Source organism: Neobacillus vireti (assembly GCF_036962465.1).
Taxonomy (GTDB): Bacteria; Bacillota; Bacilli; order Bacillales; family Cytobacillaceae; genus Neobacillus; species Neobacillus vireti_B.
This window is the reverse complement of sequence record NZ_JBALNF010000009.1, coordinates 40,005-64,834: the sequence shown is the minus strand read 5'-3', so window position 1 is coordinate 64,834 and position 24,830 is coordinate 40,005. Positions and strand designations below refer to the sequence as shown.

Sequence of the window (24,830 nt, the reverse complement as noted above, 5' to 3'; positions counted from 1 at the left end):
TTATATTTTTTTCTTAAATTTGTCGAGGCAAAAATACAGCAATGATGGAACGGCTTTCTCTCCTATGTTCTTTAGTGTAAAATAAACCTGATGTATTTATGTATGGGAGGAACAATTTTATGAAATGGCAGCAAATCCCTTTAGGACCCCTGCAAACGAATTGCTATATTGTTGAAAATCCAGATAAGACCTGCTTAATCATTGACCCTGGCGAAGAAGGGAAAAAATTGATTAACTTGTTGAATCAAAGAAAACTAAAACCGATGGCCATCCTGTTAACTCACGCTCATTTTGATCATATTGGTGCTGTGGATGTCATTAGGGATACGTATAAAGTTCCCGTTTACGTCCACAAACAGGAAGAAAAATGGCTTGAAGACCCAAGGTTAAATGGCTCGCAATTATTTATGCAAATTGAACCGATCATAGCTAAACCAGCAGATCATATAATACATAATGAGGGGAACATGGAAATAGGGGAATTTACTTTTCAGGTTTTCCATACGCCAGGTCATTCACCTGGCAGTGTTTCTTATTATTTCAAGGGGAATGATGTGGTTATTTCCGGTGATGCGTTATTCCAGGGGGGGATCGGCCGTACTGATTTACCTGGGGGAAATTCAGGACAGCTTTTGAAAAGTATTCATGACAAGCTGTTAAGTTTGCCAGAGGAAACGTACGTCCTGTCAGGTCATGGTCCTGTAACCACCATTGGAGAGGAAATGGACAGCAACCCATTTTTAAATGGGTTTTAGAATAATAGGAAGACCCTTCTCACTAAATAGAAGGGTCTTTTCTAGGCAAGTTCTTTTCATTTAGGCTGTGTAAAGATTATTGTTAATTTTTACATGTTAATTGGAGCGAAGCCGCCAGGAGCGGAAATCAACATTCAAAATTATCACTGCCTTCATTTAAAAACGAGAATTATTAAGCTACTACTTAAAGGGAGTTATTATGATTACCTATTTAAAAAACATAATTGCTAATTCACCTAAAAGGCTAATCACTTATGCTGATTATATTGCAGCTGTCCTTTATCATCCGGAATTAGGCTATTATATGAAAGATAAACCTAAAATCGGAAGGCAAGGGGATTTTATTACTACGAGCAATATTTCCGATGTGTACGGCAGACTTTTGGCAAAATGGTTTTTTTATATTTGTGAAAAAACTAAATTGCCTCCTGTTTTCTGTGAAATTGGAGCTGGAACAGGCCGTTTTGCCAATGCCTTTTTACAAGAGTGGCACACATCATTTGGTGCTCCCCTAACCTATATAATAGTGGAGAGCAGTCCTTACCATCGCAAGCAACAGCGTGAATTACTTCAGCCTTCCTTTTACTTTGTTCAAGTGGAGAGTCTCGAGATGATTGAACCCTTTTCCGGGATGGTTTTTTCTAATGAACTCTTTGATGCTCTTCCAGTTCATGTTATTGAAAAAATAGACGGTGAACTTGTGGAAGTGATGGTGGGAATGTCAGAGGATGAGCAGCTTTTTGAACAGAGGGAAACATTAACGAATCAAGCAATCCTTTCATTTCTTGCAGACAGTCATCTGGTTATAAAAGAAAACCAAAGGATTGAGATTCCCTTAGCAATGGAGACCATGATGGAGGATATTTCAAAGGTCCTAAGGGAAGGTTTTGTTGTCACTGCGGATTACGGCTATACCAATGAGGAGTGGACAGCTCCACGGCGTAAACAAGGAAGTTTAAGAGGATACCACCAACATATGATGATAGACAATGTCTTGTTGCATCCAGGGGAAATGGACATAACCACCCATATCCACTTTGATCATCTTATTCGAAAAGGGAGGAAGTATCAGCTGGAGTTGCTAACTAAACTAAGGCAAGATGAATTTCTTTTAAAGGCTGGTATTTTGAAGGAGTTAGAGGAACATTATGATCTTAATCCTTTTTCCGAGGTGAGCAGAAGAAATCGTGCCATACGAAGTTTAATACTGCCGTCAGGGATGAGCACTTATTTTCATGTCATAATCCAACAAAAAGGTCTCGATTTAAGTAACCAGGCCGTTTTTTTGGAATAAAAAAACACCGGAGCACCGGCGTTTTTTTTTTGCGGCGTTAGAATAACATTCTATACGCACACGGTCTTATTACTCTCCTCCGCCTAGCGGCATCATAAACGTTGTCCAATAAGTAAAGCCAACGAAGAAGATAGTTAAATATGCTCCGAATACATACATATACATACGTTCGGAAAGCTTTAGGTAGCTAAGCAGGACAAAAAATCCTGTTTGAGCCAAGAATAGCATGGCTGTTCTATCCAAACCACCCAGATAGAGCATTACGGTAAAAATACCAGTCCAAAAACCACAAACTCTGAACATGCGATCCATATGTATACCCCCTTTTAACCTGCGATACCATCAATACAATATTATAAAGTAAAAGGAGGCATAATGTAAACATCAGACTCGAATTAGTTTGTCACAAGCACTTGATAAGAGCATGTCTCACAGCCTGTAATCATGTTTTCTTTTTCAATCAATTCAACTGAATCAAATAAGGCTTCAAACATTCCCTTTAAAAATTCATGGTGCATATTGCAAACCGCTTCCGTGTGTTCCTCTGCAATTTCTTTAAATGGACAATTGAAGATTTGGAAGTAAATTTTTGATTGGTCACCGCCCACTTCAAACTCTGGATAAAATCCTGCAAGAGTGGCAGTGCTTTTTAAAATCGTCAGCTTTTGATCGAATGTCAGATCATCACCCAATGCTCGCTTTGCCATTTCCTGTTCAATTATTTCCATTCCAAATCGTTTACCGGTCATAAACAGTGCTTCTCTACCAGCTTCACCGAGTGAAATCATCGTCTGAATGGCTACTTTAGATAAAAGCATGTAGTCGCGGTATGGGAAATGCAGCTGGATAACATCATCGGATAAACGGTATAGTCTGCTTGGTCTGCCGCCTTTTCCTGTTTTCTTTGTTTCAGATGCTAACATATTAACATCTTCTAGCTTTGATAAATGTAGTCTTGCTACATTTGGATGAATATTAAAATTTTCAGCCACTTCTTGAACTGTTACTTCTTGATGGCGTTTGGTAATGTATTGATAAATGTAGTAACGTGTTGGATCTGACAAAACGTTTGTTATTTTTAATGTTTGTTCCATCACTGTTCACCTCGAACCCCCATAATTTATTCCATTATAATACAGCCAAATTAACAAAGGAATGAAGTTAACAATGTTAACACTATATGTTTAGAAAATGTTCACAATTCCTGTCTATTTATTGTAACAATATTAGATAAAGTTTCTAATTTATAGAATTTTTCGCGTTTGTCAATAAAAGTTTTCGGTTTTTTTTGACAAAAAAAAGAAGCGGTATAAAACACCGCTATTTAAATCTTTGTTTTTTCTTTACTTCCGAGTAAAGGATATAGGGGAGGATGCCAAACCAACGGTACCAGAAATCCGCTTTCGTTTGTTTCTTTTCAATTCGGATGCGTTTCCGTTCGTCTTTAGGCTGGTCAACATATTTAACGATCGTTTGCGTCATATATTTAACATAATCATTTGTTTTCATGGACACACCTGCCTTTTACACTTACATTATGTCCATTTTTTAATCGTTCATACAACTAATTGACTTCTACCCATTTAATCAACGTTTTGGAACGAGTATCAAAGTACCCATAACCCACTATAGGTTCACGCTCATGAAGAACAAGCGTGAAATCCACTATCTGTACATAGGCAGAAGGGGTTTCCGCACGATAATCGACCGTTCCATTTAGATAAATAAGTGTACCTTTAGCAGGCATTGTACCGCGAGTTTGGTATAACGATTCCACTTTTTTGACAGAAGACAGAAAGTAATATTCCTGCATATGAATTTCTTTTGTTTCAACTGCTATTTTTCGTTCCGAAAGTAATTGCTCAATATGCATGGAGAAAAACAGTAAGAAAAGAAGTAACGTGCATAACGTTAGGGGATAGGTAAACCCATGCTCACTGTTTTTCATGTACTGGTCGTCCATTTTAGAAAGGAGAAGGCCATAACTGAATACTCTTTTCCCCATAAGTCGACAACCGTAATTTTCACTGCATTATTCACGATGGTAAATGAATATTGTGAAACATTTTGAAGAATTATCTCATGTCCCGTTGAATTTACCCTTCGTCTGAGGTTTGAACCATATTTTTCATATTGAATGGTTTCTGAACCTTTAGTTAGTATTAAACGTCCAGAGGATACCTCAGCATGTGAGACGGTGCTTATTTCTTTTATTACTTGACTGTAAAAAATTTCCCATTCCATTTCCTGCATTTCCATTTGCATGGTTTTTTGGTTTAGGATGATCTGAAAAATAGGAGCCATAAAGAAAACGATTGTGGAAAAGATTGAAAAGGCAATTAATACCTCAATTAACGTAAAAGCCTTTTCATTCGAGGATAGCGCAAATATTGGCTTCTGGGTAAACTGAATTCTTTTCAACTTTTACACACACCTCCTTTTGACCAGTCCGATTAGGATTCTCCCAGATAATGTTATATTCGATATTATTCTCTCGTATGGTGTAATTGGTAAATGCCCGGCCGTCAATGATTCTTGCCTTTAGTTCCTCATACATAATCTTTTGAGCCGTTTTCTCTATCTCTAGTTTCCTTGATTGTTCTCTTACCTCCATTAATAAGGGAAGTAAGAAAAGGCAAATCATTAACATAGTCGAAAGTGACAGCAGTAATTCCAGCAAAAAATACCCCCTATTGCTCCGTAACATAAAATCGTCCTCTTCCAATTAAAAAGGTCATCCGATATTCCTTTTCCTTAGTCTCGATAAAGAAGGAGCCAAATTTATTGATATTACCATCTGGCAGGAATTTAAACGATAAGGGCATTGAGCCTTCGGTAAGATAAATATTGGTGGAGAAGGATCTCTCAATGATAGGCGGCAAGTGTCCCTGTAAAGACAAGTTATATTTGTGTTTACTAGGCAAAATAACAATGGTAATTTCCTTTTGATGCGAAATAGCAAATTGTTGCCCATAAAGGAGATCGGCACGGAGTTGTGTAAAAAAAATCTCATCTTCTAGTACAGAATGCTCCGGTTGCAGGGAAAAGGCAGTGATGAAGGAGATAATCATAAAAATCGAGAGAACCAGTAACGACTCAACCAAAGTAAAGCCTTTTTGATTTTTGGTCATTATGGTTATTAATCTGCTTTTGCAACGGCAGTGACTTTACCTTCCGAATCAATGGCAACTTCTTGACCGTTTGGACAGCCCTTGACATCGTTTAAATAACCGGCAGTTTGTAATTCAGCGAGTGTTGGGATTTTATTTTTTTCCATTTGATAGGCTTGAACCTGTGCTTGAACCATTTTCACATAAGCTTCGCAGCCTTTATTGTTGATATTAGAATTATGCTTAGTAACATTAGGGATGGTAATCAAGAGCAAAACGGAAATAATTAACATAACAATCATCATTTCAATTAAGGTAAACCCTTTTTCATTTTTCATCATTTTAAATTCCTCCATTTTTTAAATGCCATCAAGAAGATGGAACATTGGTAATAAAATCGCTAAATACATGGATACAACTAAACAGCCGATAAATATATAAAGAATAGGCTGGATGGTTTTAAAGCTTTTTTCAATCCTTTCCTCCATGGTTGTCACGCAATGTCTGCTGAAAAAGAGTAACTCTTGCTCTAATTTTCCATTTTCTTGGCCGTGTCTAATAATCATCGGAAATTCCTTCTCGAAAAAGAAAAAGGAGGCGATAATCGTGTCCAATTTTTCCCCGGTTACCAGTTTGATTCTTATTTCTTCTGCTAATTGGCTGTAAAATGGCTGTCTGTAATTCATTTCAAAAAGGGAAAGTGCCTCTGAGACAGAAATGCCTCCGGATAAAAGAAAACTTAGTTGAATGGAAAAGTAGTGTGTGAACAACAATTTGAGGATTTTGCCCAGAATAGGGATACGTACAAGCAAGACCCTTTGCTTGAGGATTGGGAGTTTTCGAAATACAAAAAAATAATAGATGGCTGTCAGACACAGTGTAGTAAAAACCATACAAATGGCGGTTGGGAAATAATCATCAAAGGCATAGAGGACCTTCGTGAAAAAATTCTCCTTGAGTCCGAGTGAAGCAAACAGTGTTGTAAATCTTGGCAGTAAAGTGTTCTCGATGAAAACAAATAGAAATCCAGTAATAAACATTAATAACAATGGGTATTGCAGTAATTTTAAAAGCTTTTTCATGTCTTTATCTTTTAATAGGGCGAGTTCACTTCCTTCCAAAAGTGCTTCTGCAAAACTGCCATGCTGTTCAGCAAAATAGACATAGCCAATCAAGTCTTTTTGAAAGCCAAGATTGTTCAATACGACATGAAAGGGTGAACCTTGCTTTAACTCAACTAGACACCCATATAATTCCTCCTTTCGATTGGCTGGCAATTGTAATGCTATGGATTCAATTGCTTCGGCAATTGGATACCCGCGTAGCAGTAAATCTCCTGTTCTTCTTAAGAAATGGGCTTGTTCATTTACAGTCCATTTATGACGGCTCATCTTCATACACCAGCCGTTCATACTCGGTTTCTTGAATATAGCCGAGGGCAATGCCCTTGTTAATAACTTCTTTTAACGTACGGTATTGTGTGTTAAACATTTCACCTTTGGCTGCCTTCATGACATTGTTTAAGTTCCGGCCGGATAAGAGTTCGAAAACACTTGCTCTTTTCCATCTGCCATAGGAATAACACAATGGCGAACACTCCCCTTCACAATAAGGGCAGGTAAGTTCTACTAATCTCTGAGCCGTAACCGCAATTAATGTTTGCTCAACTTCCAGCCAGTTCACTCCAAATTCACGGAGACGGTAAACTGCTCCTTTTGCATCCCGAGTGTGCATAGAGGAAAGAACTAGATGCCCAGTAAGAGCAGCCCTGACAGCGATTTTGGCTGTTTCTGCATCCCTGATTTCCCCGACCATGATAATATCCGGGTCATGGCGAAGAATCGCTTTTAAACCGGCTGCATAAGTCACACCAGCTTTTTCGTTTACTTGAACTTGCAGGACGGAATCATAGTTTTTTTCGATAGGATCTTCAAGGGTGATAACATTGCGATGAAAGAGATGGGCGGTTTCGTTTAGCAGGGAATAAAGAGTTGTGGTTTTGCCTGAACCGGTCGGGCTTGTACCATAAACACCACTGCTAATAAAACTCTATATCCAGAATCACAATCAAATCTTTACCTTTTTTATTTCTCTTGTCTTTAGGCGGCTGGGGTATTGTTTTGAAATTTATTTTTCTAATAAATTGAGATATAAACATACGTTTTTCTTCTTGGTTCAAATACCGAAAGTTTTCATTAAAAGAAAACACAATATTTTTCATTGCCTCTCTATCCACTGGAAGAGGGGTTTTTATTTTTTTAAGCTTACCGTTTAACTCATCATAACTTTCTCTAGTCTCTTCCATAAGTTTTTCAAACTCACTATCGGTCATTAAGTCCGCTGCCCAGGCTCGCTGATACTTTTCCCGTTTTTTTTCAATCTGATTTAATTGTTTAACCAATAATTCCCTAGTTTTGTCTTCTTCTTCAACTGGCTCAACCTCTGGAATTTCTACATGCTTCATATATTCATAGATAGCATCCTCAAAACGTTGTTCTCCAATAGATAACATGCCATGACCATTATGATAGCAGCGTTGGCATTTATATTGAATGGTCTGATATTCTGTTCCATCTTTTCTTTTCCGAACAAAACGATTTACAGAAAGGAAATGACCACAATGAGGGCACGTAAGAACACCTTGGAACAAATAAGTACTTTCGACTTCTCGATTGTGATGAATGGAATTATCCTCCAACATTCCTTGCAACCTTATAAATTCTTCTTTCGTTATAATTCCTTCATGAGTGTTCTCGTATACTTCGTCATTCCATCGAGTAGCCCCATAAATGGCTGGATTGCGTAATAAGCGTAATACGCCATTAGGATACCAGATACGATCATTATTGAACTTGTTTAGATGCTTGCAAAGTTGACTTGCAGACATTCCGTTTTTAATTTTATCGATCATATCTAATACGACAAGAGATTGTTCATTTTTCTCTAGCTTTTCATCCTCGTTTAGATTGAAGCCATATGGTATTGCTCCTACACGTTCGCCACCTGATACCTTTTCTTCTAAAGCCATTTTTACACGCTCAGATAAGTTTTCTGTTTCCCATTGTGCGAGAAGGGCTACTAGTCCAATAAACATCCGGCCCATTGCGCTGGATGTATCGTAAAGTTCTGTGGCAGACTTAAAAGCACATTTATATTTCTCTAATGTATCCAGTAATGTATAGAGATCCTTAACCGAACGGGTAAAGCGGTCCAAACGGTATACTAAAATCAAATTGATTTTGCCTGTTTTAGCATCATCAATTAACTGTTGTAATTGGGGGCGATTTGTATCTTTAGCTGATACACCCTCATCTATATAAAATTTGTACTCAGACCAACCCTGGGCAGAACAAAATGCCATCAATCTTTCTTTTTGGGCTGCTATAGAATAACCCTCTTTTGCTTGTTCTTGCGTACTTACACGTATATATAAACCAATGGTCATGGTTTCCTCTCCCTGTATGTCATTTTTTGTCGTAAAAAGTTGTATTATTTGTCGAGACATAATGGATGTATTGTCTTACAATTAATATCTGTAAGCCGTATAGCTTACAACCAAATCGCGGAAGAGGTATAAATACCCATTCCTCTTGCGCCTACTTTCTAGATCGGCGTGTTGGAACCCATTCGAACAAATCGTCTATTCTGTCCAGATCTAGCACTTTACAGATATTCTTTGCCGTTTCTAGGGACATACCCTGCCTATCGGTAGCCCATTTGTTAACTTGCTGTCTGGAGACATTAAGACGTTCTGCTAACTGGGATTGAGACATTCCAACTTCACGTAACCTATCGGAAAGTAGGCACCTTCCGATTTGGTAATACATTTTAGTACCGCCTTTTCAAATCAATCTAAGGGGGATTCATCATGTCATTATCGTTGATGACCAAAAAGAAACTTTTACAGTTATTTTTAAAAACATCTGTTAAACGTATTGTTATAGAAAATAAATTAAAAAAAGAATCTGACAATCCTTGCTATGCTTGCATTGAAGGATATTTAAAGTCCAAAATCACCTAATTATTAAGGTTCAAACATAACTTGTATCACTTTACCGATGATTCGAGCATTCTCATTATTGACGAAAGTGGGCTCATATTTTGGATTATCAGGCCATAAGATGACTTGTCCACTTTCTGTTTTCTTTACTTTCTTCAATGTAGCTTCGTCCCCATTAATGTTTACAACAGCTATTTCTCCATTTTCAACATCTGGTTGAATCTTTACTACAACTTTATCCCCTTCGTAAATTCTACTCCCAATCATGGAATCGCCTTTTACTTTAAGTACTAAAACCTCAGATGTTTTTAAATTCCACATGTTGGGTATTTCAATCCAATCTTCAATATGTTCTTGAGCAAGAATAGGTTGACCGGCAGCAATATATCCCAATACTGGTACTGTTAAAATAGGCACTTTGTTTTCGGATATTTTTTGTTCAGTACTTTTAAGTACTTTACTTGGGTCAATGTTACGTTCTACAAAATCTTTGATGATACTGTTCAGAAAGTAAATTTTTTCATCCACTGTTAGATGACTAAACAATTTATCTTTGATGTCTGGATCATGGACTAATTCATCTAATTGTTCTTCAGATAAATTTTGATCCTCATTTAATAAGATTTGACGAAACGTATGTTTAAGCATCCCATCATCATCCTCAACTGATCCAAAAAATATCTCAGCTGCATTGTCAATTAGTTCATTAAGCTCTTCATAAGATTCCAGAGTTTCAATTGTTTCCGGAAGCAACAACGAACGAGTTTCTGGAGTGATATAGCCTGCTTTTTGCATAAGCTCATCGTATTCTACACCTAGTGGTTCTTGAATCTTCTTAAGAACATCAGGTGTAGGAATTCCTCGTTTTCCCGTTTCCATTTGAGAAATATAAGCATTGGAGACCCCTGACAATTTTTCTAATTGACGTATTGATAACCCTTTTTCATTTCTCAATTTTCTTAGGTAGTCACCAAATCTTTTTGGCATAGCAATCACCTCTGTCCCCATTATAAACGAAAAGTTAACAAATGTTATCTTTTTTTGATTTTTTATAAAATATATGCTTGCAAATGTTATCACTATGGATTAATATGGAATTAGAAGATAACTTTAGCAAGCAAGGGAGGGAAAACATGAAAATCCATTTGAAGAATCCTAATGAATTTAAAAAACTTCTATTGCAAAAAGGGTACTCACAGAGAAGTTTTGCGGAATCGTCCGAGATTTCACCACCTTATTTTAACCAAATTATTAACGAAGAAAGATTTCCAAGCGGGAAAGTAGCAAAAAGAATTGCGGATCAACTAGAAATGAATTTTGAGGATATTTTTTTTATAGAAGATGCTTGCAAAAGTTATCAAAACTAAATAGAAGGCTTGGGAGCTGGAGAAATGCAAACAGGGAGTCAGCCAAAAATAAGTGAAGAAACATTAAAAGAAATGGCTAAGTTTTTTATGAAGACATCAATTCCTCGAATTCTTGCAGAAAAGAAAAAGGCTGCTGAAAGTCAAACAGCAAAATAAAGGAGGCATTAAAAGTGGATGGAAAATACTTAGCAAGCAATTTTGAGGCATTAAAAGTATTGGGCGATGGGAAAGTGTTTGTTACTGTTAATGATTTGTTAAACAGTAATCGGTTTGAAAATGTTGAGTTGGTAGCTTATTCAATTGATGGAACTAGCTCAGAAATTGTAAACGTTGAATGTCTGTTTCGACATACAAAAAGAGACACAATGTATTTTCGAGATTTTGATTTTTACAAAAATCCTGATCATGTTTCAGATAACCTTAAACGCACTGCGGATTATGGCAGAGGCTTTGCTGATTATGATTTGTACAGATTCATAAAGCTTCGTGATTTCTATCTCCAAAGCATTGAAATTAAAGCCTAATGGCTTTCTCTTTTTAGCCAATATGCAGAAATTGTCTAGCGATTAAATGAATATTTTTAGGAGGTAAAACATATGGGCTACATCGTTTTTATCAGTATATTCTTTCCGGTCGCCATGGCATTAATGTGGGTTGTTGAAAAGTACTTAATCAAACCGTCTGAAAGGAGTTGAAGAAGGTTGAATGTGATTCAAAAAGCGTTTAATTACAGCGGCAATAAGGTACGTACCATTGTTAATTGTGATGAAGTTTGGTTTATAGCTAAAGATGTGTGTGAAATTCTAGATATTAAAAATGTTTCCGATGCCGTATCAAAATTAAATGAAAAATTTAAAACCACTGTCGGTTTAACCGATAACGGTTCAAATTACAAAACCAACGCTTTAGCAGTTAATGAAGCAGGACTTTATAAACTAATCTTTAGATCACGTAAAGAGGAAGCTGAAAAATTCAGCGATTGGGTAGCTGAAGATGTTATTCCAAGTATCAGAAAAACGGGAGGATACATAGCTAACGATGAAATGTTCATCAAGACATATCTTCCGTTTGCTGACGAACAAACGAAATCGATGTTTAGAGCAACTTTATTGACAGTAAGACGGCTAAATGAAGAAAAAGCAATCATGCAGCCAAAAGCTGATTACTTTGATGCTCTGGTTGATCGCAACCTTTTAACTAATTTCCGTGACGCTGCAAAAGAGCTTCAAGTAAAGGAAAGGGATTTTATAAACTGGCTTATCAGTAATAAGTTTGTCTATCGTGATTCAAAGGGGAAATTAAAGCCATATGCTCAATTTGTTCCTGAATTATTCCAGATAAAAGAGTGGGAACGAAATGGCCGTGCTGATGTTCAGACACTAATTTCTCCTAAAGGGAGAGAAACATTCCGACTGTTAATGGAGAAAAGAGTTGGTTGAAATGTTATTTGAGGTTGATTATGCATTGAAGGTTAACGGTAACTTCTATACCGTCTTCAAAGAATTTGTGTTTGCAGATAGTGTATCTGAATGCTGGAGTAAAGTAGAACCAATTAGGCAAGAACTTGAATTAAAAAATAAGCAGCAGATTCATATATTCATAGGAGATTGAGAGGATGAGAGGAAATGGAAAAAGCCAAGCTAATAATATCCCAGGCTGATGCCTTAGAGATGGCATTGAAAAAATCAAAAGGGGATAAACAAAGTATCATTTCATGGCATGTACAAGATTTTTGGGCTGGGGACGAGGAGCCATTAAATAAATTATCACTAGATACGTTAATTATTGCTCTTTATTTTGGGTTTGAAATCGAGGAAGGACCAGAAAGTTTTGGTGATGATGTAATGGGCGATGAGATTTTAAAAGGTGATTACTATTTAGAACATGACGGAGAATTGATATTAGAAATCAATGCAATTGATTATCTATGTGATCATTTAGGAGCTGTAAAGAAAACTGCAGGAGAATAAAAACCCGATGCGCCAACATCGGATTCAAAAGAAAAAACCTTAATACTATTCTATCACAATATGTACAAGTTATTCCAAGAAGGTGAAAAAATGACAGAAGTTAAGTGGATCAAGTTAAGCGTGAACATGTTCGAAGATGAAAAAGTACGCTTGATTGAATCTCTTCCCGAAGCTGATACCATTTTGATCATTTGGATTAAATTATTAGCTCAAGCCGGGAAAACAAATGCATCAGGTTACATTTTTCTCAATGAGCATATTCCATATACCGATGAAATGTTATCGACTATCTTCAATCGACCAATAGGAACTGTTCGATTAGCTCTAAAAACCTTCGAACAGTTCGGGATGATTGAAATAAATGATGATCACTTTATCTCAATAACTAACTGGGAAAAGCATCAAAATATTGATGGATTAGAAAAAATAAGGCAGCAAACAAAAAAACGAGTAGCTGAACACCGGCAAAGAAAAAAAGAAACGTTACTCGAATCTCCAAGTAACGTTACAGTAACGCGTGGTAACGAAACAGAAGTAGAAGTAGAAGTAGATAAAGAAAAAGAATTTACTACTACTACAACTTTAGAAAATCCGGTTGTTCTCTTTGAACGATTATTGTGTCGATTGTCTCCAATTCAATCCGATAAACTTTTCCAATGGGTAGATGATTTTAATGGAATATCAGAAATAGTGAATGAGGCAATTATCATAGCGGATAACAAGAACAAACGGTACTTCGGATTTGTAGAGTTTCTATTGAAAGAATGGTCTAACAATAACCTTAAAAGCCTGGACCGTATTAAAGCATATGAGCAAGAGAAGTTCAATAAACAAAAGTCAGTAAGAACAGGAACAAGTAAAAAAGGCTCCCTTTTTGAACAAGGGGAAGAAAGCAAAAAGCGGCAAGCTGCAATTAAACCTTTATCTCCAGAAGAAATGGAAAGGTTGAAACGATTGGAGGATGAGCTGCCATATTAACTATTAGTAAATTATTAGGCCCCGAACGAATGAAGAGAATGATTTTTAATATCCGACCTGATTTAAAAGGCAAAGTTGAGCTTCGGGATATATTACTAAAGAAATTCAATTGCTCTCAATGCGGAGAAGAAACTATTGATGGATGGGAATTTGACTTAGATGGAACCAGACAACTCATTACTGCTGCAACAGTTTGTAACAGATGCGGGACAAAAGAACTTAGTAGTTTGGTTACAGATGAATTGATTCAAAAAAGAGTTGATTCACTTTTATCGAATTGGTATTTCCTTCCTGATAAAGAAACGGCAGGCTTTAGGAATTTTCAACCCGTTAACGAGTTAATTAAAGAAGCTAAACAAAAAGCTATGAACTATGTTGGTGCTTTTAGCCAGGATGATTTAAAAGAGAAAAATCTCTTGATTATGGGAAATCCGGGAACCGGTAAAACTCATCTGTCTAAAGCTATTGCTCGAACATTAAAAGCAAGGGGATTTAAGGTAGGTTTTATTCCAGCAGTGGAATTGTTCAACAAAATTAAAGGAACATTCGATTCAGGCTCGTCTGAACGATTATATGAAGATATGAAAAAGTTAGATCTTCTCATTATTGATGATATGGGAGTAGAAACAACAAAACTAAATGATGTCAGCTGGACGGTCCGTACCTGGACAGAAATCATTGATGCACGATTAGGATTAGCAAATATATGGACTACTAACCTTGATGATACTCACTTAGGTGAAGTAGTGGGACAACGTGCTTTTTCACGAATGTATGAAGATACAAGATTTATAGATTTATTCACCGATGATTATCGTAAAACAAAAACGATAAAGTGAGGGTTATTATGTGCCAAATATGCAATGGTACCGGTGTTGTACATGATATTGGTAGCTTTGGCTATCGGACAAACTGCTGTCCTGTTTGTGGTCCAGAATCGGATGAAGTATGGAGAGGGAAGATTGAAGCGTTTCTTATGGAAATTAATCAGAAAAAGGAGGCGCATAAATATGGGCTACTCAGAAGGTGATTGGGTAAGGGAAATCGACACCGGAAGAATCGGCATCTGTAAAAAGAAAAGTTGGTGTGAAGTGAGCGTACGGTTCGGAAAAGCGGCCGCTCTAAGATATCCGGAGGAATTGGAATTAGCACCTTTGGATATCCAAAATGAAGATTTACTCGCGATGCAGCACTTGGCAGTTGAAATAGGAGATGAGCAATGGTTTAGAGAACTCGCTCAAAAGATGGGAGTTGAACAGCTTGGCTGATTTTACTGAATTAGAAAGAAAAGTTAATTGGGTGAAACAATGCCCGGTGGAAGCGGCAGAATTAATTATTTTACTTGAAACCCAATCCGGTTTGATGGCAGAAAAGGCAGCTGAAAAAGAGCAGGCTTTTGGTCAATTCATGCAGATCATCGAAGACCAGAAGAGTGATCTCGCTTTATATAAACTCCAGGAAACAAGACTCCTTGTCCAATTAGCTATTAAGGACCAAGAAATAAAAAAGCTGAAAAGCAGTACACGTTTTCGGGTATTTCAGGAAAATTTATCACTCGCAGAGGAAAATGCCCGCTTAAAGGAGTTGGCAAAGGTATGAGCCCCAGATGTCCGAAATGCGGCGGCAATGCTTATGTGGTGGATAAGCGTAAATCACAGGTAAAGCTACAGTGCCTTGATTGCCAAGTTACCTGGAAAACAGATTCTAAGATCTGCCCAAGGTGCAAGAGACATAACGGTTATGCAGTGGATGGGTTATGTGCCCAATGCTACTCAACTCAATTGAGTCTTAAGTGACCAATATAGCGAAGGAAGGAGATGAAACGATGAAAGTAACAGATATTCAAAAGGCAAAAAAGATTTATGCCGATGAAAATGGGATTGTCTTAGAAATTAATGATGAAAAAATACACTTGTTTTGGGGTGTTATTGACGAAATTGCAGAAGTTTCAGAAGAGCATTACCATGAGCAAACTGTTGAAGTATTCAAGGCGTTAATCAGTCAGAAAAACGTTAATTAGTTATGTCGCAATACGAGAAAATTATAAAAAGTTAGGAGTTGTCTATATGGGTATTCTCTACAACTCTGTAAAACTTCAAAAGAATATGAAACAGGAATTTATTTTAGAAAGATTACTAGCTTTGGGTATCACTAAATCTCAAACTGGTAAATCCATTCATGAATGTGATTATGAGGAATTGAAATATGAATTGGTACTCGCTTCCTTTAGGGAAATTGACGATAACAATGATAGCGGAAAGTGGTTCTAATGTCCGGATTTGATAGCTTAAAGAATCGTATCATCCTTATGCCAGAAGCAAAAATGGATTATTCACAAAGGCAAATTGAGAAATTCGTTGAAATGTGGAAAGCAGGTAAGCCTATCGGAGAAATTGCGGATCACTTTTGGATTAAGCATTATGAAGTAGCGCTCCTAGTGATGCACTGCGAATTGGAAAATTTAATCAGACCGAGAAAAGGCGGGCTGTATGGATCAGTACCCAGGAAGAAGAGATATAGACGAAAGGGGAAAAGTAAATGAATTTAGGCAAACTTTTTATGCTTCAAAGCGAGTTAGATGCACATATTGAGGAACAACATCCGCGGCAAGAAGGGACAAGCCGGCATCATGAGAAAGTGTTAGCTCTATTAGTGGAGCTTGGGGAGCTGGCTAACGAAACACGCTGCTTTAAGTTCTGGAGTCATAAACCGGCAAGTGAAAGACAAGTGATTCTTGAGGAATATGTGGACGGAGTGCATTTCCTGCTTTCTATCGGCTTAGAAAACGGCATTGAGGAATTAAATATTAGACCAATCAAAGCTAAGACGTTCACTGAGTTATTTATTGGTTTATACAATGCGTTTTCAGTACTGAGTATACATTTTTCTCCTAAAACATATAGCGCTGCATGGTCAGCTTATGCGGGCTTAGGAGAAATGCTTGGGTTCAGTTGGAAAGAAATTGAGGCCGCTTATGGTGCTAAAAACACGATTAATCATGCTAGGCAGGAGTCGTGGTACTGATGAACAAACGCCAGCAAAAGAAGCAGGAGAAAAGGGAAAGGCAAGCATTATATGAACTATTGGAGAAATTAAAGAGCTTTATAAGGGTGAAACTAGATGGCAAGTAAGTATAACTCAAAAAAGGTCGAAAAAGATGGACACCTTTTTGACTCCAAGATAGAGGCTAGATACTTTGATCAATTGAAATGGCTCGAAGCGAATAAACAGATTTTATTTTTCCGCATGCAGCCGAGGTATTTGCTTCAAGAAGCCTTTGAGAAGAACGGAAAAAAGTATCGAAGAATTGATTATGTTGCTGATTTTGAAATACATCATATAGACGGAAGCATCGAGGTAGTTGACTGCAAAGGGTTTGAAACTACTGATTTTAAAATCAAGAAAAAACTATTTGAATACAAGTACCCTCATAAACTATCACTTGTTACATACAGCCAAATCGATGGGGGATGGATGGAATTAGAGCAGCTCAACAAAAATCGGAAGTTGAGAAAGGCTGTGAAGGAATCTGGAAGCAAAAGTGGTAATCGCAGACGACAGAACAGCATGGCAACAGGCAGAGGATAAATGGATGGTGTGTTTTTCACGCTGTCCCCTTTATAAAAAATGCGCTAGTCACTTTGGGACCGATTGTAAGCGACTAGGCGGTGAAGAAATACCGAAAGTTAGTGTAAGTAATGGCAAACAAAGCAAAAAGAAAAAGAAGGCTTAAAAAGGCATTTAAGAAGCGTGAGAAAGAACAAGTAAAGATAGCTTGGCGCAATATTTTTGTAAAAGCTGGTGTGTTAAATGGGTAGTATCCGAAAGATGAAACGGGACCAGCAGTCGAAACCAAAGATCAATTATCAACTAGACCTAAAATTAACGGAATCTTTAATTTTTAACCGTGGTTTTGATGCTGGAGCGAAAGAGCAAAGGGAATCAGATATTGAATGCCTGGTAAATCTCCTTGAAGGATTAGAAGAGTGGCCGGGGATTGGTGAGGTTACAGCCGCTAAAATTCGGCAACATTTTTTAAGTAAGTTTGGTGTGAAGGAGGATGAATAGTGCAACTGGATTTATTTAGAGAAATCATAGTGGACAACTTCGCAGGCGGTGGTGGTGCATCGACAGGTATTGAAATGGCTACAGGATTATCAGTAGACATTGCGATTAATCATGATCCATCTGCTATAGCCATGCACAAAGCAAATCATCCTGACACCGAGCATTATTGTGAGAGTGTGTGGGATGTAGACCCGGTTAAAGCAGCCAAAGGTAGAAAGGTGGGGCTTGCTTGGTTCTCTCCGGACTGTAAGCATTTCAGCAAGGCTAAGGGCGGAAAACCTGTCGAAAAGAAAATCAGAGGGTTAGCTTGGATTGCAGTGAAGTGGGCAATTGCTGTAAAACCTAGAGTCATAATGTTAGAGAATGTTGAAGAATTCAAGACGTGGGGCCCGTTAACTAATGATGGTTATCCGGATGAAAGTAAAAAAGGTAGGACATTTCAATCATTCGTTAAATCTCTAGAAGCTTTAGGTTATGAGGTTCAGTTCAAAGAATTGAGAGCTTGTGACTTTGGAGCTCCTACAATTCGAAAAAGATTTTTTATGGTAGCAAGATGCGATGGAAAACAGATTGTATGGCCTCAGCCAACACATGGGGATCCACAGAGTTTAGAAGTACAAGCAGGTAGGTTAAAACCATGGCATACAGCTTCAGAAATTATTGATTGGAATATCGGTACTCCGTCTATTTTCCAGAGAAAAAAACCTTTATCAAACAATACATTACGAAGGATTAATCGAGGAATTAAGAAATTTGTTGTTGAAAACAAAAATCCATTTATTGCTCCAATAGAACCATTAACATCATCGTTTATCACAAGCTATTACACTGAGACATCAAAGAATGAGGTCAGAGGTCTACAGTTAACAGAACCTTTACACACCATAACAGCCGGTGGCAATCGATTTGGATTGGTTTCAGCATTCCTTACTAAATATTACGGTTCTGATATAGGACAATCTTTATTAGATCCACTTCATACAGTGACCACGAAGGATAGATTTGGATTAGTGACAGTTCATGGAGAGAGTTACAAAATTACAGACGTTGGAATGAGAATGCTACAACCTCATGAATTGTTTTTTGGTCAGGGCTTTCCAGACAATTACGTTATCGATAAGGATTATACAGGTAAGCTATATCCTAAATCAGAACAAATAGCCCGGTGCGGAAATGCAGTTCCTCCACCTTTTGCAGATGCATTGGTAAGAGCCAATCTTCCGGAATATTGCGTTAAGCACAATCGATATAAGCCTGCTGTAGCAAATTAAAGGAGCTGTTGCTCTCATGGACGAAGTTGACTACCAAACCCTAACGCAAAAACTCGGAGAAGTGACAATACAAAACAAACAATTAAAACGAGCAAATATCAACATGAAAAAAGAGGTAAAGAGTCTACGCCGCATTATTAAGAAAATGAAAGATGAAGCAGCTAAGGAAAAGAAGCAACATTACAAAAATGGCCGGCGCGGATCTAAATTGAATGGGTAGGTGTATTGAATGCTGACACCTGAAGATTTTAAAAAGGCTGCTCAAAATGGAATTGCTTCTGACGTATTAAGTAGTCGAGTAGTTAAGTATGGGTGGGATAAAGAAAAAGCAATTAACACTCCCATAAGAGAATACAGTACCTATGAAGATAAAAGTTTGTATTGGAATTATGTGAATGTTGCTGTGGTAGGAAGAAGAACATTTGATTATCGTATAAAAAAAGGTTGGTCACCTTATCAGGCAGCAACGATTCCACCGACAACAGGACCTAGAAAAGCAACTTTTGATTTAATTACATCTTAGACTTATATTGTGTCGCAAAGGAGGTTATGGAAATGAAGGATTTATGTGATTTATGCAAGGTTGGAGAGATTACAGAAACCGTTGAAGAAAACGGAGAAAATCTTTATTTATGTGATGATTGTTATAAGGATTATCAAGAAAAAGCCGAATGGATTAGAAACTTAGAGTAGGACGCTATACGAGTAAAAGGCACAGGAGTGATTAAATGTTGAAAGAAATAGCCAAACCGGTCGGACTTGTTATACTTGGGGCCATTATTATATGGCTTAATCGATAGGGAGGTCATAATATGGGACAAGCTTTAGATTACCCAGAGATTATGTACAATGATGCTATCTATAAATTAGAGCAGGAATGGCAGCGTAAATTAACCGAGCACGAACGACATGTGCTAATTGAAGGCTACAAGATTGGTAGAACCGTAGAAGCGGAAAATGAGATTAAGATTCTTTTTGCTAAATAGGAGGGAGAATAATGGGACAAGTTACTGTCTGGTATATGACCGAGGAAGAACGCTTAGCGTATATTGAAAAACATCCAATCAAGCCAACTAAAAAGGCGAAAAGAAATGAGCCTTTTGAAAATATCTATAAGGACTATAAATGGCGAGGAAATAAAGGTGCAGAAAACAGATGGAATGAAAAATAAAATAAGCCAGGAATTCTCCCGGCTTGGTAAACACTTAACGAATTTCATTTTACCATATGGGAGGGTTATAGGTGAGCAAACAATTAGTATTCAGTCTTCCTGGGATTGACCGAGACAAAACAAAGGAGGAAGTAGAAAAAGCACTTGATCAATATCGTATCCTTTTACTTTCTGTCCCAGAAGAAAAGATTCCAAAAATTACAGCCAATTATTCGCTCGTTCCTCCTGCATTCACCAATGAATTCCACTCACCTACTGAAAATGCAGTAATTGAAAAAATGGACCTAGAAAGGGAACGCGAAAGATATATTGAATGGGTTCGTAAAGGCGTGAATAGGCTTAGATTTAAAGAACGGGAAATAATCGTTAAACGATACCTAGAAGATGAAGAAATGTATGATTACGAGCTGTATAACAAATTGGGGATGTCGGAGAGCAAGTATTATAGATTAAAAGCAAGGGCCTTTTATAATCTGGCCTTTGCTCTCAAAATAGAAGTCTATGAACAGGGTGTGAGTAAACTATGAACTTTGTTCAGCCCATTCGCGATCCAGATATGATTTTTGAAATTAAACGGTACTTAAGAGAGCAGAATGAACGGAATTATATGTTATTCGTCACTGGAATCAATTCAGGCCTTAGAATATCTGATATTCTGCCTCTTAGAGTAAAGGAAGCAAAGAGCACATACTTCAACATTATTGAAATGAAGACAGGAAAGAAAAAACGAATTGATATGACTCCTCAGCTGCAACGTGAGTTTAAAAAATATATCGAAGGTAAAGAAGACCATGAGTACTTGTTCAAAAGCAGAAAAGGTTTAAATAAGCCAATAGGCAGAAGCATGGCTTATAAGATATTACGTAATGCGGCAGCACATGTAGGACTAGATGATATCGGGACCCATACATTAAGAAAAACATTTGGTTATCATCTTTACAAACAAACTGGTGATGTGGCCTTGCTTCAGAAGATACTGAATCACTCCGATCCAGCCTTTACACTTAGATATATTGGTATTGACCAGGATGCAATGAACAAAGCGATAAAGGAATTTAAAATATAAGCACTAGATAAATATTACGTATTAGAAAGGAGTAAAGAAATTGAATTGTACAAATAACCATTGTTTATGGAATGCTTTTGAACAATGTTGCCATGAAAGCGAAGAAGGATTTGAAAAAGCGACTCCTGATGAATTAGATTGTCCATCATCCCTAAGAAAAGACTTTGAAGAGCAACTAAATAACATATTTATTGAGTGTGCAAGTTTATTAAGATATAGAAATATGAAGGAGTTAATTCAGATAAAGAAATTCATTGAGTCTCAAAGAAGTTAATGAACTATATGAAAACACTGTGCTATGTAATTAAAGGCAGCACAGTGTTTTTTTATATAATAAATAATGAATTCGCTTCATTAAATTAATGTGTAATTCATTTTTAAGAATTCTGTTTAAATTAGTGATATCAATGGATTCGGCTGGTTGGTGAATTACACACAATATAAGATATGGGTAATTTTAGTGGGAGATAATTGAAGGAAAATAGAACGAGTATTTTGTTTTGAACATGCTATAGTTGTAGTATGAATATTTATAGGTTACGGAAATAACCTAGATATTTTTTTATTCTAGTAGATCTTGCTCGATCTAATTGTAAAAGACGGTACTGCGACTTGGGGCAGCATCGTCTTTTTTTATGTTCATTGCAAAGTGAGCTAAGGACTTAACTTAGTTTGGAATGAATAACGGTTGAGGTGATGCTTATGAAAGAACATAAACAGCAGCTTAATAGTAAGTCACCTAAGAAGAAACGTAAAAGGAAGCAAGAGCAATTATCCACTAAAGATATAGAAGAACTAATGGGAATGAACATGCCGGTATATACCAGGCACAATGGAGCGATCAGAAGGAAATGAAACTATTTATACTTGGTTATGCTGTCGGTCAATTGCTTACTGTCCTGTTTATATATATGGGTTATAACTGGTATGAATACAGAAATGAGGATTAGTTATGTTAAAGAGCTGCAGTTATTGTGGAGTTATTCATGCACGTAACTATCAGTGCCCTAAGAAACCTAAGAGGCTTAAAGAACCTACAGCCATTGATAGATTCAGATGGACCAAGGCTTGGCAAAGGAAACGTAAGGTAATCAATGAACGTGACAAACATCTGTGCCAAGTGTGTATCCGCAAACTATATAACACTATGGATCAATACACATTCACTAACATAGAGGTACACCACATTGTGCCTATCGTTGAGGATTGGAATAAGAGGTTAGATGATGATAATCTTATCTGTTTATGCAGCTATCATCATAAGATGGCTGAGGCAGGAGAGATAGACAGGCACCAGCTGCTACGCATAGCAGCGCAGCAAGAGCAAACCTATCTGGCTTAAGATCATAATAAAATAGCTGATTATGGCTCGTTTTTATCAGTATTTTGTCATAAAATCGTCTGTTTTTACCAAAAGTTGTTGAAATAATCCCCCCCAGTCTAATTTTTTTAAAAAGTTAAACCTGTGACACCACGTCCCCACTCGAACGCACAAAATATTCCCAGATCAGCTTTTGAAAGGAGTGAAAACAATGCCAACACCTTCTAAACCTTATGTAGTTCTGAATAGTGAGAAGAAATCACATCGAACAAAAAAGGAATTGAAACAAAGGCAGCAAGGTGAAAGCAGGCTTGCTACTGGAGTTGCATTGAAGGAACGCTCCAATGTAAAAAGCAATACCATTGCACATAAAGAGTTCAAACGAATTAATGACCTGCTCAAGAATATTGAAAAGAACGACGCGATCTATGAGCCAGTAATAAACCGGTACTGTTTGATGATAGCGGAATGCAATGAATTGGAAGAACGAAGAGAATATTTCTTTTGTTTGATTGAACAATTAAAAAGCGGATTTGAGGAAATTTGTGATGAGTTAGCTCCAGATGAAAAAGTCGAAAAATTAATAGAGTTTACCAAAGAGATTGCCAAGCTAACAGGAAGCATGATGTCTATAGATAAAATCCTCCAGACCAAACGAAAAATGCTTCTGGACATCGAAAAGGAAAACATAATGACCATAGCGGCAGCATTAAGAAGTATTCCAAAAACAGAAGAGAAATCATCCAATAAACTCTTGGAAGCGTTGAATGATGCTTGATAGTAAAGCTTATCAATATGCTCAATGGTGTGTGGAAGAAGATAACCGAAAAGTCGGTAGGTATGTAAAGAAACAAGCTCAGGCATGGATTGACATTGTGGATGGAAAATCAGATGAGGCATATTTTGATGAAAAGGCTTATCGGAAGATGTGTAAAATCCTTAAATTAATGGTCCACCCGGATTTACAATGTCCTATGTATGAAGGATTAGAGGATTATGCCTGGTTTCTCATTACTGCAATACTTTGTACAAAGCTAACTAATGAAAAGAATATAGATATTCGATACTATATAACCGCTGTTTTGGAAATATCCAGAAAAAATTTCAAAACATTCAATTCTGCGGTTATTTTTATTTTGCTCATGTTAACAGACCCACAGTTCAGCCGATTCTTTTCGGTGGCACCAGACTTAAAACTTTCAAGTGAGTTAAAAATTGCAATTCGAAAAATAATCAAAGTTAGCCCTGCATTAGCTGAAGAGGATGTTTTTAAGATTCTTAGAAGTGAAATCAGATGCCTGCTAACAGAGAGTGAATATATTCCACTTGCTTACTCTGAAGACAAGATGGACGGTAAACTAGCTAATGCTTTCCTAGCGGATGAAGCTGGTGCAATGGACTCTTATCCAATCGAAGCAATGAGATCCTCACAGATTACACTTTTCAATAAACTAGGGATTATTATTAGTACTCAGTATCCCAATGATAATAATGCCATGATTGACGAAATCGACATGTCCAAAAAAGTGTTAGATGGTTTATACGATAATAAGAGAAGATTCGCTTTACTTTATGAGCCAGATGATGAATTTTTAGTGAATGACCAATGGCAAACAGAGGATTTAGTCATTTTTCAAAGCAATCCTGTTGCTGTGTCAAATGATTACATTTTTGAAGCAATCAAGGATATGCGAACAACGGCCATTCTGTATGAAAACAAGCGAGAAAACTACCTGTGTAAGCATAATAATATTAAATATAAAGGCCTTGGGGTTGAGGGCTATATTGATATTACGAAAGTAAAAGAATGCAAAATTGAGGAAGATTTAGCGTTCTGGAGAGGGAAACGCGTCTATCTTGGATTAGACTTATCCCAAACTGATGATAATACCTCTGTGGCAATGGTAACTGAACATAATGACATGATATATTCGAAAACTTGGGGATTTATTCCTAAGGACCAAAGATTGCTGAAAATAAAGAAAGAAAAAGTTGATTACAATAGGCTGATTAGTAAAGGTGTGTGTTTTGAATGTGGAGATGAGGTTATTGACTATTCATTTGTAGAGAATTTCATTCTAACTCTTGAGGAAAAATATGGGGTTGAAATTGTACAAATAGGCTATGACCGTTATAACGCTATCAGTACTATACAGAAACTCGAAGCAGCTGGTTATGAGTGCGTGGAAATAAAACAACATTCTAGTGTTTTGCATATGCCAACCAAGCTATTGAAAGAACTTGTACTTAAAAAGTTGTTTCACTATGATGAAAATTTAATGCTTGAAATTAATTTTCAAAATGCCCGTTGCACTGAAGATACCAACCTAAATAAATATGTGAATAAAAAGAAGTCTGCCGGTAAAGTCGATATGGTAGTGTCCACTATCTTATCCATATATTTACTTCAACAAGACATGCTGTATGGAATGAATGATTTTGGAGCCCAGGTTATTTAG

Annotated in this window: 45 protein-coding genes and 1 pseudogene; 33 read left to right on the top strand and 13 right to left on the bottom strand. The window is 37.0% G+C overall.

Features of this window, described 5'->3' with window-relative positions:
- Positions 1-119 precede the first annotated feature (119 nt).
- Positions 120-755 carry an MBL fold metallo-hydrolase gene (locus tag V7077_RS04380; RefSeq protein WP_335498651.1) on the top strand — a complete coding sequence of 212 codons (636 nt, stop codon included), beginning with the start codon at positions 120-122 and terminating at the stop codon, positions 753-755.
- Between the two features lie 199 nt (positions 756-954).
- Positions 955-2,049 carry a class I SAM-dependent methyltransferase gene (locus tag V7077_RS04375; RefSeq protein ID WP_335498650.1) on the top strand — a complete coding sequence of 365 codons (1,095 nt, stop codon included), beginning with the start codon at positions 955-957 and terminating at the stop codon, positions 2,047-2,049.
- 69 nt (positions 2,050-2,118) lie between these two features.
- Here the strand turns inward: V7077_RS04375 and V7077_RS04370 are convergent, their stop codons facing one another.
- The 12 genes and pseudogenes from V7077_RS04370 to V7077_RS27705 all read right to left on the bottom strand — a co-directional run bounded on the left by V7077_RS04370 (position 2,119) and on the right by V7077_RS27705 (position 8,986).
- Positions 2,119-2,361: a DUF2626 domain-containing protein gene (locus V7077_RS04370; RefSeq protein ID WP_335498648.1), complete on the bottom strand. Its 243-nt coding sequence runs from the start codon at positions 2,359-2,361 to the stop codon at positions 2,119-2,121.
- Positions 2,362-2,444: 83 nt separating this feature from the next.
- Positions 2,445-3,143: a helix-turn-helix transcriptional regulator gene (locus V7077_RS04365; RefSeq protein ID WP_335498646.1), complete on the bottom strand. Its 699-nt coding sequence runs from the start codon at positions 3,141-3,143 to the stop codon at positions 2,445-2,447.
- Between the two features lie 226 nt (positions 3,144-3,369).
- Positions 3,370-3,558 carry a YqzE family protein gene (locus V7077_RS04360; RefSeq protein WP_335498644.1) on the bottom strand — a complete coding sequence of 63 codons (189 nt, stop codon included), beginning with the start codon at positions 3,556-3,558 and terminating at the stop codon, positions 3,370-3,372.
- A 55-nt stretch (positions 3,559-3,613) separates the two neighbouring features.
- Positions 3,614-3,997 (bottom strand): competence type IV pilus minor pilin ComGG, encoded by a 384-nt coding sequence (comGG, locus tag V7077_RS04355; protein ID WP_335498642.1) that lies wholly within the window; start codon positions 3,995-3,997, stop codon positions 3,614-3,616.
- On the bottom strand, positions 3,994-4,470 hold the full coding sequence (gene comGF, locus V7077_RS04350) for a competence type IV pilus minor pilin ComGF (RefSeq protein ID WP_335498640.1): 477 nt from the start codon (positions 4,468-4,470) through the stop codon (positions 3,994-3,996). The genes comGG and comGF overlap by 4 nt, the downstream gene beginning before the upstream one ends.
- Positions 4,418-4,729, bottom strand: coding sequence for a hypothetical protein (locus V7077_RS04345; protein WP_335498638.1), 312 nt, complete (start codon positions 4,727-4,729; stop codon positions 4,418-4,420). Before V7077_RS04345 ends, comGF begins: the two co-directional genes overlap by 53 nt.
- A gap of 10 nt (positions 4,730-4,739) precedes the next feature.
- Positions 4,740-5,180: a competence type IV pilus minor pilin ComGD gene (gene comGD, locus V7077_RS04340; protein WP_335498636.1), complete on the bottom strand. Its 441-nt coding sequence runs from the start codon at positions 5,178-5,180 to the stop codon at positions 4,740-4,742.
- Between the two features lie 8 nt (positions 5,181-5,188).
- Positions 5,189-5,497 carry a competence type IV pilus major pilin ComGC gene (gene comGC / locus V7077_RS04335; protein ID WP_335498688.1) on the bottom strand — a complete coding sequence of 103 codons (309 nt, stop codon included), beginning with the start codon at positions 5,495-5,497 and terminating at the stop codon, positions 5,189-5,191.
- 21 nt (positions 5,498-5,518) lie between these two features.
- On the bottom strand, positions 5,519-6,550 hold the full coding sequence (gene comGB, locus V7077_RS04330) for a competence type IV pilus assembly protein ComGB (RefSeq protein WP_335498634.1): 1,032 nt from the start codon (positions 6,548-6,550) through the stop codon (positions 5,519-5,521).
- Positions 6,537-7,181, bottom strand: a pseudogene (locus V7077_RS04325) (ATPase, T2SS/T4P/T4SS family); the annotation flags it as partial. The gene comGB and the pseudogene V7077_RS04325, both read right to left, overlap by 14 nt.
- A gap of 16 nt (positions 7,182-7,197) precedes the next feature.
- Positions 7,198-8,604: a recombinase family protein gene (locus V7077_RS04320; protein ID WP_335498631.1), complete on the bottom strand. Its 1,407-nt coding sequence runs from the start codon at positions 8,602-8,604 to the stop codon at positions 7,198-7,200.
- Positions 8,605-8,755: 151 nt separating this feature from the next.
- Positions 8,756-8,986 carry a helix-turn-helix transcriptional regulator gene (locus V7077_RS27705; RefSeq protein ID WP_420489608.1) on the bottom strand — a complete coding sequence of 77 codons (231 nt, stop codon included), beginning with the start codon at positions 8,984-8,986 and terminating at the stop codon, positions 8,756-8,758.
- 41 nt (positions 8,987-9,027) lie between these two features.
- Here V7077_RS27705 and V7077_RS04315 point away from each other — a divergent pair, with 41 nt between their 5' ends.
- Complete coding sequence (locus tag V7077_RS04315) at positions 9,028-9,180, top strand: hypothetical protein (protein WP_335498630.1); 153 nt, start codon at positions 9,028-9,030, stop codon at positions 9,178-9,180.
- A 3-nt stretch (positions 9,181-9,183) separates the two neighbouring features.
- On the opposite strand, the gene lexA is transcribed toward V7077_RS04315, so the two are convergent.
- The gene (lexA, locus tag V7077_RS04310) at positions 9,184-10,146 is read right to left on the bottom strand and encodes a transcriptional repressor LexA (RefSeq protein WP_335498628.1); all 963 of its coding nucleotides are present in this window, start codon (positions 10,144-10,146) and stop codon (positions 9,184-9,186) included.
- A 146-nt stretch (positions 10,147-10,292) separates the two neighbouring features.
- Here lexA and V7077_RS04305 point away from each other — a divergent pair, with 146 nt between their 5' ends.
- The 30 genes from V7077_RS04305 (at position 10,293) to V7077_RS04160 (ending at position 24,830) form a co-directional block, all read left to right on the top strand.
- The gene (locus tag V7077_RS04305) at positions 10,293-10,526 is read left to right on the top strand and encodes a helix-turn-helix transcriptional regulator (RefSeq protein WP_335498626.1); all 234 of its coding nucleotides are present in this window, start codon (positions 10,293-10,295) and stop codon (positions 10,524-10,526) included.
- Between the two features lie 24 nt (positions 10,527-10,550).
- Entirely contained in the window at positions 10,551-10,682 is a 132-nt protein-coding gene (locus V7077_RS04300; RefSeq protein ID WP_335498625.1) for a hypothetical protein, read from the top strand.
- 14 nt (positions 10,683-10,696) lie between these two features.
- Complete coding sequence (locus tag V7077_RS04295; protein ID WP_335498623.1) at positions 10,697-11,050, top strand: hypothetical protein; 354 nt, start codon at positions 10,697-10,699, stop codon at positions 11,048-11,050.
- Between the two features lie 177 nt (positions 11,051-11,227).
- Positions 11,228-11,965 (top strand): BRO family protein, encoded by a 738-nt coding sequence (locus tag V7077_RS04290; protein WP_335498622.1) that lies wholly within the window; start codon positions 11,228-11,230, stop codon positions 11,963-11,965.
- Positions 11,958-12,137, top strand: a complete 180-nt coding sequence (locus V7077_RS04285) for a hypothetical protein (RefSeq protein ID WP_335498620.1) — start codon at positions 11,958-11,960, stop codon at positions 12,135-12,137. Before V7077_RS04290 ends, V7077_RS04285 begins: the two co-directional genes overlap by 8 nt.
- A 14-nt stretch (positions 12,138-12,151) precedes the next feature.
- Positions 12,152-12,496, top strand: coding sequence for a YqaI family protein (locus V7077_RS04280; protein ID WP_335498619.1), 345 nt, complete (start codon positions 12,152-12,154; stop codon positions 12,494-12,496).
- Positions 12,497-12,586: 90 nt separating this feature from the next.
- Positions 12,587-13,474 carry a phage replisome organizer N-terminal domain-containing protein gene (locus tag V7077_RS04275; RefSeq protein ID WP_335498618.1) on the top strand — a complete coding sequence of 296 codons (888 nt, stop codon included), beginning with the start codon at positions 12,587-12,589 and terminating at the stop codon, positions 13,472-13,474.
- A gap of 29 nt (positions 13,475-13,503) precedes the next feature.
- Positions 13,504-14,313 carry an ATP-binding protein gene (locus tag V7077_RS04270; protein ID WP_335498616.1) on the top strand — a complete coding sequence of 270 codons (810 nt, stop codon included), beginning with the start codon at positions 13,504-13,506 and terminating at the stop codon, positions 14,311-14,313.
- Between the two features lie 171 nt (positions 14,314-14,484).
- Positions 14,485-14,742 carry a hypothetical protein gene (locus V7077_RS04265; RefSeq protein WP_335498615.1) on the top strand — a complete coding sequence of 86 codons (258 nt, stop codon included), beginning with the start codon at positions 14,485-14,487 and terminating at the stop codon, positions 14,740-14,742.
- Positions 14,735-15,073 (top strand): hypothetical protein, encoded by a 339-nt coding sequence (locus V7077_RS04260; RefSeq protein WP_335498614.1) that lies wholly within the window; start codon positions 14,735-14,737, stop codon positions 15,071-15,073. Before V7077_RS04265 ends, V7077_RS04260 begins: the two co-directional genes overlap by 8 nt.
- A 226-nt stretch (positions 15,074-15,299) precedes the next feature.
- Positions 15,300-15,494: a hypothetical protein gene (locus V7077_RS04255; RefSeq protein WP_335498613.1), complete on the top strand. Its 195-nt coding sequence runs from the start codon at positions 15,300-15,302 to the stop codon at positions 15,492-15,494.
- A gap of 46 nt (positions 15,495-15,540) precedes the next feature.
- Positions 15,541-15,744 (top strand): hypothetical protein, encoded by a 204-nt coding sequence (locus V7077_RS04250; protein WP_335498612.1) that lies wholly within the window; start codon positions 15,541-15,543, stop codon positions 15,742-15,744.
- Positions 15,744-16,016, top strand: coding sequence for a hypothetical protein (locus V7077_RS04245; RefSeq protein ID WP_335498611.1), 273 nt, complete (start codon positions 15,744-15,746; stop codon positions 16,014-16,016). Before V7077_RS04250 ends, V7077_RS04245 begins: the two co-directional genes overlap by 1 nt.
- Positions 16,013-16,498: a dUTP diphosphatase gene (locus V7077_RS04240; RefSeq protein ID WP_335498610.1), complete on the top strand. Its 486-nt coding sequence runs from the start codon at positions 16,013-16,015 to the stop codon at positions 16,496-16,498. The genes V7077_RS04245 and V7077_RS04240 overlap by 4 nt, the downstream gene beginning before the upstream one ends.
- 96 nt (positions 16,499-16,594) lie before the next feature.
- On the top strand, positions 16,595-17,062 hold the full coding sequence (locus V7077_RS04235) for a DUF1064 domain-containing protein (RefSeq protein ID WP_335498609.1): 468 nt from the start codon (positions 16,595-16,597) through the stop codon (positions 17,060-17,062).
- 110 nt (positions 17,063-17,172) lie between these two features.
- Positions 17,173-17,292 carry a DUF3983 domain-containing protein gene (locus V7077_RS04230; protein ID WP_335498608.1) on the top strand — a complete coding sequence of 40 codons (120 nt, stop codon included), beginning with the start codon at positions 17,173-17,175 and terminating at the stop codon, positions 17,290-17,292.
- Positions 17,285-17,542 carry a hypothetical protein gene (locus tag V7077_RS04225; protein ID WP_335498607.1) on the top strand — a complete coding sequence of 86 codons (258 nt, stop codon included), beginning with the start codon at positions 17,285-17,287 and terminating at the stop codon, positions 17,540-17,542. The genes V7077_RS04230 and V7077_RS04225 overlap by 8 nt, the downstream gene beginning before the upstream one ends.
- Positions 17,539-18,813 carry a DNA cytosine methyltransferase gene (locus tag V7077_RS04220; RefSeq protein ID WP_335498686.1) on the top strand — a complete coding sequence of 425 codons (1,275 nt, stop codon included), beginning with the start codon at positions 17,539-17,541 and terminating at the stop codon, positions 18,811-18,813. The genes V7077_RS04225 and V7077_RS04220 overlap by 4 nt, the downstream gene beginning before the upstream one ends.
- Positions 18,814-18,829: 16 nt before the next feature.
- On the top strand, positions 18,830-19,033 hold the full coding sequence (locus tag V7077_RS04215; protein ID WP_335498606.1) for a hypothetical protein: 204 nt from the start codon (positions 18,830-18,832) through the stop codon (positions 19,031-19,033).
- A 9-nt stretch (positions 19,034-19,042) separates the two neighbouring features.
- Positions 19,043-19,336 carry a hypothetical protein gene (locus V7077_RS04210; protein WP_335498605.1) on the top strand — a complete coding sequence of 98 codons (294 nt, stop codon included), beginning with the start codon at positions 19,043-19,045 and terminating at the stop codon, positions 19,334-19,336.
- A 32-nt stretch (positions 19,337-19,368) separates the two neighbouring features.
- A complete protein-coding gene (locus V7077_RS04205; RefSeq protein WP_335498604.1) occupies positions 19,369-19,506 on the top strand; it encodes a hypothetical protein in 138 nt (45 codons plus the stop codon).
- 119 nt (positions 19,507-19,625) lie between these two features.
- The gene (locus tag V7077_RS04200) at positions 19,626-19,799 is read left to right on the top strand and encodes a hypothetical protein (RefSeq protein ID WP_335498603.1); all 174 of its coding nucleotides are present in this window, start codon (positions 19,626-19,628) and stop codon (positions 19,797-19,799) included.
- Between the two features lie 11 nt (positions 19,800-19,810).
- Entirely contained in the window at positions 19,811-19,984 is a 174-nt protein-coding gene (locus V7077_RS04195) for a hypothetical protein (RefSeq protein ID WP_335498602.1), read from the top strand.
- Between the two features lie 71 nt (positions 19,985-20,055).
- Positions 20,056-20,511: an ArpU family phage packaging/lysis transcriptional regulator gene (locus tag V7077_RS04190; RefSeq protein WP_335498601.1), complete on the top strand. Its 456-nt coding sequence runs from the start codon at positions 20,056-20,058 to the stop codon at positions 20,509-20,511.
- The gene (locus tag V7077_RS04185) at positions 20,508-21,050 is read left to right on the top strand and encodes a site-specific integrase (protein WP_335498600.1); all 543 of its coding nucleotides are present in this window, start codon (positions 20,508-20,510) and stop codon (positions 21,048-21,050) included. The genes V7077_RS04190 and V7077_RS04185 overlap by 4 nt, the downstream gene beginning before the upstream one ends.
- 40 nt (positions 21,051-21,090) lie before the next feature.
- Positions 21,091-21,324 (top strand): hypothetical protein, encoded by a 234-nt coding sequence (locus tag V7077_RS04180; protein ID WP_335498599.1) that lies wholly within the window; start codon positions 21,091-21,093, stop codon positions 21,322-21,324.
- Positions 21,325-21,752: 428 nt separating this feature from the next.
- The gene (locus V7077_RS04175; protein WP_335498598.1) at positions 21,753-21,905 is read left to right on the top strand and encodes a hypothetical protein; all 153 of its coding nucleotides are present in this window, start codon (positions 21,753-21,755) and stop codon (positions 21,903-21,905) included.
- A 97-nt stretch (positions 21,906-22,002) separates the two neighbouring features.
- Complete coding sequence (locus V7077_RS04170; RefSeq protein WP_335498597.1) at positions 22,003-22,392, top strand: HNH endonuclease; 390 nt, start codon at positions 22,003-22,005, stop codon at positions 22,390-22,392.
- A gap of 190 nt (positions 22,393-22,582) precedes the next feature.
- The gene (locus V7077_RS04165; RefSeq protein WP_335498596.1) at positions 22,583-23,149 is read left to right on the top strand and encodes a hypothetical protein; all 567 of its coding nucleotides are present in this window, start codon (positions 22,583-22,585) and stop codon (positions 23,147-23,149) included.
- Positions 23,139-24,830 (top strand): terminase TerL endonuclease subunit, encoded by a 1,692-nt coding sequence (locus tag V7077_RS04160; RefSeq protein WP_335498595.1) that lies wholly within the window; start codon positions 23,139-23,141, stop codon positions 24,828-24,830. Before V7077_RS04165 ends, V7077_RS04160 begins: the two co-directional genes overlap by 11 nt.